The organism is Amycolatopsis thailandensis (genome assembly GCF_042723255.1).
In the GTDB taxonomy this organism is placed as follows: domain Bacteria; phylum Actinomycetota; class Actinomycetes; order Mycobacteriales; family Pseudonocardiaceae; genus Amycolatopsis; species Amycolatopsis thailandensis.
The window spans coordinates 21,354-30,979 of record NZ_JBHXJK010000102.1 but is presented as its reverse complement, the minus strand read 5'-3'; the positions used below and the strand labels follow the sequence as shown (position 1 = coordinate 30,979).

The following is a 9,626-nucleotide window of genomic DNA, read 5'->3' as shown; positions in this document are numbered from 1 at the left end:
CTTTCGGGACATCAGACGTCCCGAAAGTGGCTTTCGCGACACCGAGGCTGGCGTGCGGAGGAGTGCTAGGAGAGCGGGTGACGCGGCTGGCGGAACCCGGCCTCAGCCGGGTAGGCGATCAAACGGATAGCCGACCCGCAGCTCCGCACGCGACGCGTGCCCGGCTCACCCGCCCGCCCCGTTGGCCGGGGCGGGTGGCGCGGCGGGGATCCGGCCCGACTCCGGGCCGGCATTGGCGTCGAAAGACATGCCGGAGTAATCGGGGTCCAGCACGGAGATCGCGTACGTGGCGGGCGCGGCTAAGACGGCCGCGGCCCCGATGGCGAGCCCGGCGGTGACCAGGCGGGGCGAGACGGTCTTGACCACGCGCGCCAGAACCAGCGCGACGACAGCGGCCACGCCCAGCGCGAGCGCACCCCATTTCGCCCATGGCAGGAAATTCGGGTAGTGCGACCACAGCCACGCGGCCCAAGCCACCTCGGACGCCACCGCGAGTGGCAGCAGCCAAGCCTGCTTGCCGCCCTCCCGATACGCCCGCCAGAACAGCACGATGCCCAGGGCGGAGAGCGCGGCGACCGCGGGCGTGAGCGAGGCCACGTACGCGGTGTGCGGCACGTCGGCGACGCTGAAGACCAGGCCGAAGGTCAGCAGCCACACTCCCCACATCACCAGCCCACCGCGCACCGGATCGGAGCGTTCGGCCCTACGCCGCCACCACAGTCCGCGCAGCAGGGTCAGCAGCACGAGCGGGTACAGCCAGCCGACCGCGACGGCGAGGTGGCCGTCGAACAGCTTGGCCCCACCGTGCTGGACCGGCCTGCTCGTCGCCTTCGTCGGGTCCTCGTCGGGATTTCCCCGTTTGGCGGGAATGATGTCACGCTGCTGCGGGTCGATCGCGCCGCCGTCGTTGTCGAACTTCCTGGCGCCGGGCAGCTCGATGCCCAGGTGGCTGAGGCCGTTGTAGCCGAACACCATCGCGAAGGCGCTGTTGTTCGTGCTGCCGTCGACGTAGGGCCGGGAACTGGTCGGGGTGAGGGTGTACAGGGCGATCCAGGACAGCGACACCGCCAACGTCACCGCACCGGCGATCGCCACGTGCTTCACCCGGCGGCGCAACCCGGTCGGCGCGCTCAGCAGGTAACCGATCGCCAACGCTGGCAGGATCATCCACGCCTGCAGCATTTTCGTCTGGAAACCCAGCCCCACCCAGATCCCGGCCCACACCAGCGACCGCAACCGTCCCTCCAGCACCGCCCGCTGATAGGAGTCGACAGCCAGCACCAGGCACATCACCAGCGCGCCGTCCTCCATGCTGTGCCCGAACATCGACGCGGCAACCGGAGTCAACGCGAAGATCCCGGCCGCCAGCAGACCGGGCACCGCGCCGGCCCAGCGCCGCACCACCCGGTACATCACCAGCACCGAGACCACGCCCTCGATCACCTGCGGCAACGCCAGCGACCAGGCATGGAACCCGAAGATCTTCGCCGAGACCACCTGCGGCACGAACGAACCGGCCAGCTTGTCCAAAGTGGACGTCGCCTCCGCGTCCACGGCCCCGAACAGGAAGGCCTTCCAGCTCCCGGACATGCTCTTCACGGCGTCCGAATACAGTGGCGCTAGGTCCACCACTGGCAGATTCCACGCGTACAGCACCGCTGCCACCGCCGCGATTCCCAGCAACACAGGCCGGGCCCAGCGTGGCTGATCGGCAGGCGAACGCCACACCGCCCAGCGCGGGGACGTGCTTTCGGGCACGACGTCCGGCGACAAAGGACGACGAGCAAGTGTTTCGGACACTCCGATACCTCCAGGCACGGGTAAACCGGCCGAGTCATTTTCAGTGCATTCCCCAGTGCGCGAATTCGTCCCCGCGCGCGCGCTACGGCCGGAACTCTCGCGGACTCCGACGTTATCCGCGGATGATCACCACCCATACCGCCGATCGGATTCGCAAGCGCCGGACATGCGTTACGCAGAGCCCCATTTCGGCTGAGGATCGCGGATCCCGACGGATGACGTTCAGCCAGTCGGCGTAGGCATCAGCCGCCGCGTGAAGTCATCCGGCCACGGCGGTGACGGCTTATCTCAGCAGAAAATCGAGTTAATGCGAACGAATTCATTCGGTATCGAAGGCTTTGCGGACCAGTTTCGCGGATTCCGTCGGCTTTGTGCGATACCGGGTCATCCCACGTCCTAGCGCGATCCGGAGTCCCACCAGTTCAAAACCCGCGTCCCGTACAGAGTCAGCCACTTCGAAGGCTCACCCGCCGCGACATCGACCTCGAACCACACCCGCCCGGCATGCCGATGTGCCTGTAGCCAGGTGCCGTCCGGCTGCCGGGCGGAACGGATGAGCTCGACGGCTTCGGCCATCCGCGGGTCCGGAGCGGTGCCGTCGTGCAGCGAGGCCTCACGGAAGTAGTCGGCCGCGTTCAGCACGTCGTAGAACCAGCGGAACGGGTAGGCGAAGACGGCGATCCACGGCGCGATGACCGCACCGGTCGACGACCGCCGGAACAAGCCGCGTTCCAGCAGGTACTCCTCACCCGTGCGCCGGGCGGCCCGTGAGGCCGAGGTGCCACCGGTCGCCGCCTCGAACGAGAGCAGGCCCTTGAGCGAGTTCAGCGTCGAGTGGACGGACGACCGCTTCGAACCCGAGACCCATTCGCAGTTCCAGCCACCGTCGGGCTGCTGATGTCCGGTGAACCACGAGGCGAGCGAAGTGACGTCGGCGCCGAGCCACAGTCCGTTCGCGAGGGTCCACGCGTTGATACAGCAATCGACCTCGCCGCCCCAGTACGGCAGGTCGTCGTACTCCCACCGGCTGTTCGCGGCGAGGAGGCCGGCGGTCCCGCGCAGGACCCCGGCGTCCAATCCCCACTCCCGCAGGGTGTTCAGCGACCACGTCGTCGCCGTCCACGGCTGCCCGACCTCTTCACCCGAAGACAAGCCGGAGAACCCGGCGGGGAAGAACGCGCCGCCCGCCCACTGGCCGTCCGGATCCTGGTGGGCGAGCAGACGCGCGCCGAAGCCCTCGGTCGCGATCCGTGCCCGCGTCGCTTCCCAGACCTCGGGCGCTTCGTGCGCGAGGTCGCGTTCCACCTGCCAGCGCAGGGCCGGATCGGAGTCGAGCAGCCACGGGATCATGCGCGAGAGATTAACCCGGATGCCGCCGCGCGAGCGCCTCCGAACCTTGGGCGAGCAGGGTGACGTCGGCGCCGACCAGGACGAACGACGCACCGGCGTCGAGATAGCGCTGGGCCTGCGCCGGATCGAACGCGTTGACGCCGACCGGTTTCCCCTGCGCTCGGACGGCCTCGAAGGTGCTCAGGACGGCCGCGGTGACGTCGGGATGCGTCTGCTGTCCGAGCAGGCCCATCGACGCGGCCAGATCGGACGGTCCGACGAACACGCCGTCGACGCCGTCGACAGCGGCGATCTCGGTGGCGGCCGCGACACCCGCCGTCGACTCGATCTGGACGAACAACGAGGTGAACTCTTCGGCGTTCGGCAGATAGCCCTCGACCCTGTTCCAGCGTGCCGATCGCGAGAGGGCGCTGCCGACGCCGCGCACGCCTCGCGGCGGATAACGGACGGCTCGCACGACGGCCTCCGCCTCCTCCGCGCTGTCGACCATGGGCACGAGCAGATTTTGCGCGCCCAGATCGAGCAGTTGCTTCAGCGCGACAGCGTCGCCGGACGGGGCGCGCACCATCGGCGTGCTGGGATACGCGGCGATCGTCTGCAGCAACGACTGCACCGTCTCCAGCCCGGTGGGGGTGTGCTCGGTGTCGATGAGCAGCCAGTCGAGGCCCGACCCCGCGCAGATCTCCGCGACGACCGGGCTGCCCGAGGTGACCCACATGCCGATCAGGGGCCCTTCGGACAACCGATTCCGGAAGGGCGGGTCTAGACGAAGCGGCATGTGATCGCCCCCAGGTCCCGGTAGTCGGCGGTCACCGTGTCTCCCGGGTGCACCCACATCGGCCGGGTGAACGAGCCGGCCAGCACGATGTCACCGGGATCGAGTTCGTCGCCGTGCTGCGCGAGTTTGTTCGCCAGCCAGGCGACGCCGTTCGCCGGGTGGTTCAGCACCGCGGCGGCGACGCCGGACTCCTCGATGGTCTCGTTGCGGTACAACAGCGCCGAGACCCACCGCAGGTCGACGGCGTCCACGGCGACGGGGTTGCCGCCGTAGACCATGCCGCCCATGGCCGCGTTGTCGCTGATCGTGTCCACGATGGTCCGCCCCGCCATCTCGATGCGCGACGACAGGATCTCCAGCGCGGGCACGACGTACTCGGTCGCCCGCAGCACGTCGAACACCGTGGTGTCCGGTCCGGCGAGGGACTCACGGAGCACGAAGGCCAGCTCGACCTCGATGCGCACGTTCGAGAACCGGCTGTGCTCGATCACGGAACCGTTCTCGAACACCATGTCCGCGAAGATGGCGCCGTAATCGGGTTCGGTGATCCCGGTGGCGGCCTGCATGACCTTCGAGGTGAGCCCGATCTTGCGGCCGACCGGACGGCGCCCCGCCGCGATACCCCTGCGCCGCCATTCGTTCTGCACGGCGTAGGAGTCCTCGACGGTCATGTCCGGGTAGCGCGCCGTCAGCAGCGGGATCGTCTCCCGGGCTTCCTCCGCGGCCGCCAGTTCGTCGGCGATCGCGGTGATCGTTTCCTGTTCGAGCATGTCCCCGCCTCAGAGCTGGTTGCCGAGTTTGTACTCGCCCTGTTTCCAGGCCGGCAGTTCTCCGTCGTCGTCACCCTTGCGGGTGTAGGAGAAGCCGTCGGCGCCGATGGTGACCTCCAGTTCGCTGTCGTCGGTCCGCGCGACCACCGGCTGCGGCTTGCCGTCGAGGTCGAGCACCAGCGAGGCGTCGGTGTACCACGACGGGACGACCGGGGTGCCCCACCAGTCGCGACGCTGGTTGTCGTGCACGTCCCAGGTGACGACCGGGTTGTCCGGGTCGCCGGTGTAGTAGTCCTGCGTGTAGATCTCGACGCGGTGCCCGTCGGGGTCGCGCAGGTAGAGGTAGAACGCGTTCGAGACGCCGTGCCTGCCGGGACCGCGTTCGATGTGGTCCGACATCCGCAGCGAGCCGAGTTTGTCGCAAATGGACAGGATGTTGTGCTTCTCGTGCGTGGCGAAGGCGACGTGGTGCATCCGCGGCCCGTCGCCGCCGGTCATCGCGGTGTCGTGCACGGTCGACTTGCGGCGCATCCAAGCCGCGTACGTCGTGCCCTGATCGTCCTGGATGTCTTCGGTGACACGGAAGTTGAGATCCTCCATATGCCTCACCGCGAGCGGCACGTCCGGGGTGACCTGGTTGAAGTGGTCGAGCCGGACCAGCGCGCCCGGGATGTGCAGGTCGTAGCGCCAGCTGAGCCGATCGACGTGCTCGACGTCGTGGAAGAACTCGATCGGGAAGCCGAGCGGGTCCTGCACGCGCACCGAATCGCCGATGCCCTTGGTGTAGCCCTCTTCGCGGCGTTCGACCCGGCAGCCCAGTTCCGTGTAGAACGCGACGGCCTTGTCCAGGTCCTCCGGCGAGCGCACCCGGTAGGAGAACGCCGCGACCGCCGCGATCGGGCCTTGGCGCAGCACGAGGTTGTGGTGGATGAACTCGTCGATCGTGCGAAGGCTGACGGTGGTCTCGTCCTCTTCGGTCACGGTCAGGCCGAGGATGTCGGCGTAGAAAGCCCGCGAACGCGCCAGATCGGTGACGACGAGTTCCATGTACGCGCAGCGCAGGACGTCCGGCGGTGGCGAGCTCGGGGTGGGGATGGTGGTCATGGAATCATCCTTTGTGGACAGGGAGTGGGGTCAGCCCTTGCCGAAGGCGGGGTTGTGCACCTCGCCGAGATTGATGTGCACCGCCTGCTGGTCGGTGTAGAAGTCGATCGAGCGGTAGCCGCCCTCGTGCCCCAGCCCGGACGCCTTGACCCCGCCGAAGGGCGTGCGCAGATCGCGGACGTTGTTCGAGTTGAGCCACACCATCCCGGCCTCGACGGATTGCGCGAAGTTGTGCGCCCGCTTGAGGTCGTTGGTCCAGACGTAGGCCGCGAGCCCGTACTTCGTGTTGTTCGCCAGCGCCAGTGCTTCGTCTTCACTGTCGAACGGCGTGATCGCGACGACCGGGCCGAAGATCTCCTCCTGGAAGATCCGGGCGTCCGGTTTGACGTCGGCGAACACCGTCGGCGCCACGTAGTTCCCGTCCGGGAAGCCGTCCGGACGGCCGCCGCCGGCGACCAGCCTGCCCTCGGTCTTCCCAATCTCGATGTACTTCATGACCTTGTCGTAGTGCTCGGGGTGCACCAGAGCGCCGACCTCGGTCTTGGGGTCGCTCGGGTCGCCGACCACGACACGTTTGGCCTGCGCGGCGTAGCGCTCGACGAACTCGTCGTAGATCGCGCGCTCGACCAGGATCCGGCTGCCCGCGGTGCAGCGTTCGCCGTTGAGGGAGAACACGCCGAAGATCGTCGCGTCGATCGCGGTCTCCAGATCGGCGTCGGCGAAGACGATGGCGGGGGACTTGCCGCCCAGCTCCATCGACAGTCCTTTGAGGAACGGCGCCGCGTTGCCGAAGATCAGGCTGCCGGTGCCGCTTTCGCCGGTGAACGAGATCAGCGGGACGTCCGGGTGCTTGACCAGCGCGTCGCCGGCGTCCTCGCCGAAACCGTTGACGAGGTTGAACACGCCCGGCGGCAGCCCGGCCTCCTCGAAGATCTCCGCCCACAGCGACGCGGACAGCGGCGTGAACTCCGCGGGTTTGAGCACGACGGTGTTGCCGGTCGCCAGCGCGGGGGCGAGCTTCCACGACTCCAGCATGAACGGCGTGTTCCACGGCGTGATGAGCCCGGCGACGCCGATCGGCTTGCGGTTGACGTAGTTGATCTGACGGCCGGGCACCTTGTACGTGTCGTCGGCCTGCGCGACGATCAGATCGGCGAAGAACCGGAAGTTCTCCGCCGCGCGGCGGGCCTGGCCCAGTGCCTGCGAGATCGGCAGGCCCGAGTCGAAGCTCTCCAGCGCGGCCAGGCGCTTGTCCCGCGACTCGACGAGGTCGGCGATGCGGTTCAGCACGCGCGAGCGTTCGCGCGGCAGCAGCTTCGGCCAGGGGCCCTCGGTGAACGCCTTCCGCGCGGCGGCGACGGCGCGGTCGATATCGGCCTTCTTGCCCGCGGCGGCCTGGACGTAGACCTCGTTGGTCACCGGGTCGAGCACGTCGAAGACGGCGCCGTCGGCCGAGTCGGCGAGTTCGCCGCCGATGTAATGCCGGATCCGTTCCGGGACACCGTCGGGGATCGGCCGGGGAGTCGTGGTGGTCAAGATTCCTCCTCAGTCAGCGCTTCGCGCGCTCTCGAGCGTCCAGAAAGGCCTGCATGGTGGCCCAGCGGTGATTGCGCGCGGCGAATTCGATGTCGAGCGGGTCGGCTTTCTCGGAGATCAGCCGGAGGATCTCTTCGTGTTCTTCGACCGACCGGTGCGCGCGGTCGGGGACGAACGCGAAGGTCGAGTCACGCAGACCGGACAGTCGCGTCCAGCCCTGGTGCACGAGATCGAGGATCTGCGGGTTGGGGCAGCATTCGAAGAGCAGCGAGTGGAACTGCTGGTTCAGCGCGGTGAACTCGTGCGCGTCGAAATGGTCCAGCAGGGCGATCATCCGCTCGTTCACCCGGCGCGCCTTGGCGATGTCCTCTTCGGTCAGTCCCGGTGCGGACAGTGCGGTGGCGACGCCTTCGACCACGCCGAGGGTCTGCATGGCGTGGACGTATTCGTTCTGGTCCACCATCGCCACGCGGGCGCCGACGTTGCGCTCGAAGGTCACCAGCCGTTCGGCCTCCAGGCGCCGGATCGCCTCGCGCACCGGGACGACGCTCATGTCGAGCGCGCCGGCGATCTCCGCGAGGACCAGCCGGTAGCCGGGTCCGTACTCGTGCCGGGCGATCCGCTCACGCAGCCACTCGTAGGCGAGTTCGGACTTGCTGGTCGTCTTCACTGCTTCTTCAGCCATGCCTCATACCTTTCCCGCCACAACGGGTTCAGCGGGAAGAGCCCCTCGATCGGGCGCCCCTGGCCGACCTGCTGCGCGATCCAGGAGTCCTCGTCCTCCTGGACGAGCGTCGCGTCGGCGATCTCTTCGGCCAGCGACGGCGGGATGACGACCACGCCGTCGTCGTCGCCGACGATGATGTCGCCCGGCAGCACGGTGGCCCCGCCGCAGGCGACCGCGACGTCGGTGTCCCACGGCACGTGCTTGCGGCCGAGGACGGCCGGATGCGCGCCCTGGGAGAACACCGGGAGCCCGGTCTCCGCGACGGCCTCGAAGTCACGGACACCGCCGTCGGTGACCACTCCGGCGGCGCCGAGGTACCGGGCCCGCAAGGCGAGGATGTCCCCGAGCGTGCCGGAACCCTTGTCGCCCCGGGCCTCGATGACGATCACCTCGCCCGCGCCGACCGAATCGAAGAGGCGTTTCTGCGCGTTGTAGCCACCGCCGTGGGATTTGAACAGGTCCTCACGGTTCGGGACGAAACGCAGAGTCCTCGCCGTGCCGACGATCTTCGAACCGGGCAGGTTGGGACGCACGCCGTCGATCGCGACATTGTTCAGCCCGCGCTTGCGCAGCTGGGCGGACAGGCCCGCGACAGGCGCGCGAAGGAGCTTGGCGCGAAGCTCGTCGCTGAGCCCGTTCTCTTCGACAGGCTCGTCCGTGGGCGTGCCCCAGGCCTCGGCGCGCTGCTTGTCGTCGACCTCGGGCAGGCCGCCGACGTCCGAAAAGGACCGGATGCCTTGGGAAACCGTGGTGTGGAGCCGTCCGCTGCTGACGGAGGTGCCGGGAACGTCGACCTCGACCACGACGACGTCGCCGGGGGAGACCACCGTCGACCCGGCCGGGGTGCCGGTGAGGATGACGTCGCCGGGTTCGAGCGTGAAGTGCTGGGAGAGATCGGAAACGAACTGCCGCAACGGGAAGATCAGCCCGGCGGTGGTGTCCTCCTGCACCAGGTCGCCGTTCACCCAGGTGCGGACGCGCAGCGACGAGGGGTCGACGTCGCGCGCGTCGATGAGACCGGGGCCGAGCGGGGTGTAGCCGTCACCGCCCTTGGACCGGACGTTGGAGCCCTTGTCCGCGGTGCGCAGGTCGTAGAGGCCGAAGTCGTTCGCGGCGGTGACCGCGGCGACGTGGTCCCACGCCTCGTCCGGTTTGACCCAGCGGGCCGCCGTGCCGATGACCAGCGCGATCTCGCCCTCGAAGGCCAGCAGTTCGGTCCCCGCCGGACGTTCGACCGTGCCCCCGGACGTACCGATCGAACTCGACGGCTTGAAGAAGTACGACGGGTTCGCCGGACGCCGCCCGCGCTGCTCGGCCCGTGACGCGTAGCTGAGATGGACGGCGATGATCTTGCCCGGCCGGGTGCCCAGCGGACCGGACCCGCGACCTGATGGCGCCGTTGCCTCGTAAGTGCCCATGTTTCCCTGAATCCCTCGACCCTTGCTTCGTATCTAATAACGTATATGATTCCGTGCCACAGTGGCAAGGCGGTCACCGAGTGGCTTTCGCCTCGCCCGAGGATCCCTGCGGGCCGCCACTCGCGTCAGGCCTACGTCAAAGG

8 protein-coding genes are annotated in these 9,626 nt (G+C 68.3%); all 8 read right to left on the bottom strand.

Annotated elements, in window-relative coordinates:
• Positions 1-165 precede the first annotated feature (165 nt).
• Complete coding sequence (locus tag ACFWMR_RS31355; protein ID WP_378380987.1) at positions 166-1,800, bottom strand: ArnT family glycosyltransferase; 1,635 nt, start codon at positions 1,798-1,800, stop codon at positions 166-168.
• 396 nt (positions 1,801-2,196) lie between these two features.
• Positions 2,197-3,150, bottom strand: a complete 954-nt coding sequence (locus tag ACFWMR_RS31350) for a squalene cyclase (RefSeq protein WP_378380986.1) — start codon at positions 3,148-3,150, stop codon at positions 2,197-2,199.
• Positions 3,151-3,160: 10 nt separating this feature from the next.
• Positions 3,161-3,892 (bottom strand): HpcH/HpaI aldolase family protein, encoded by a 732-nt coding sequence (locus tag ACFWMR_RS31345; protein WP_378380985.1) that lies wholly within the window; start codon positions 3,890-3,892, stop codon positions 3,161-3,163.
• A 20-nt stretch (positions 3,893-3,912) separates the two neighbouring features.
• Positions 3,913-4,698, bottom strand: coding sequence for a 2-oxo-hept-4-ene-1,7-dioate hydratase (gene hpaH / locus ACFWMR_RS31340; protein WP_378380984.1), 786 nt, complete (start codon positions 4,696-4,698; stop codon positions 3,913-3,915).
• A 9-nt stretch (positions 4,699-4,707) separates the two neighbouring features.
• The gene (gene hpaD / locus ACFWMR_RS31335) at positions 4,708-5,802 is read right to left on the bottom strand and encodes a 3,4-dihydroxyphenylacetate 2,3-dioxygenase (RefSeq protein WP_093936424.1); all 1,095 of its coding nucleotides are present in this window, start codon (positions 5,800-5,802) and stop codon (positions 4,708-4,710) included.
• A 30-nt stretch (positions 5,803-5,832) separates the two neighbouring features.
• Positions 5,833-7,338, bottom strand: coding sequence for a 5-carboxymethyl-2-hydroxymuconate semialdehyde dehydrogenase (gene hpaE / locus ACFWMR_RS31330; RefSeq protein ID WP_378276543.1), 1,506 nt, complete (start codon positions 7,336-7,338; stop codon positions 5,833-5,835).
• Between the two features lie 13 nt (positions 7,339-7,351).
• Positions 7,352-8,023, bottom strand: a complete 672-nt coding sequence (locus tag ACFWMR_RS31325) for a GntR family transcriptional regulator (RefSeq protein ID WP_093936426.1) — start codon at positions 8,021-8,023, stop codon at positions 7,352-7,354.
• Positions 8,005-9,483: a fumarylacetoacetate hydrolase family protein gene (locus ACFWMR_RS31320; RefSeq protein ID WP_378380983.1), complete on the bottom strand. Its 1,479-nt coding sequence runs from the start codon at positions 9,481-9,483 to the stop codon at positions 8,005-8,007. The genes ACFWMR_RS31325 and ACFWMR_RS31320 overlap by 19 nt, the downstream gene beginning before the upstream one ends.
• Positions 9,484-9,626: the final 143 nt, after the last annotated feature.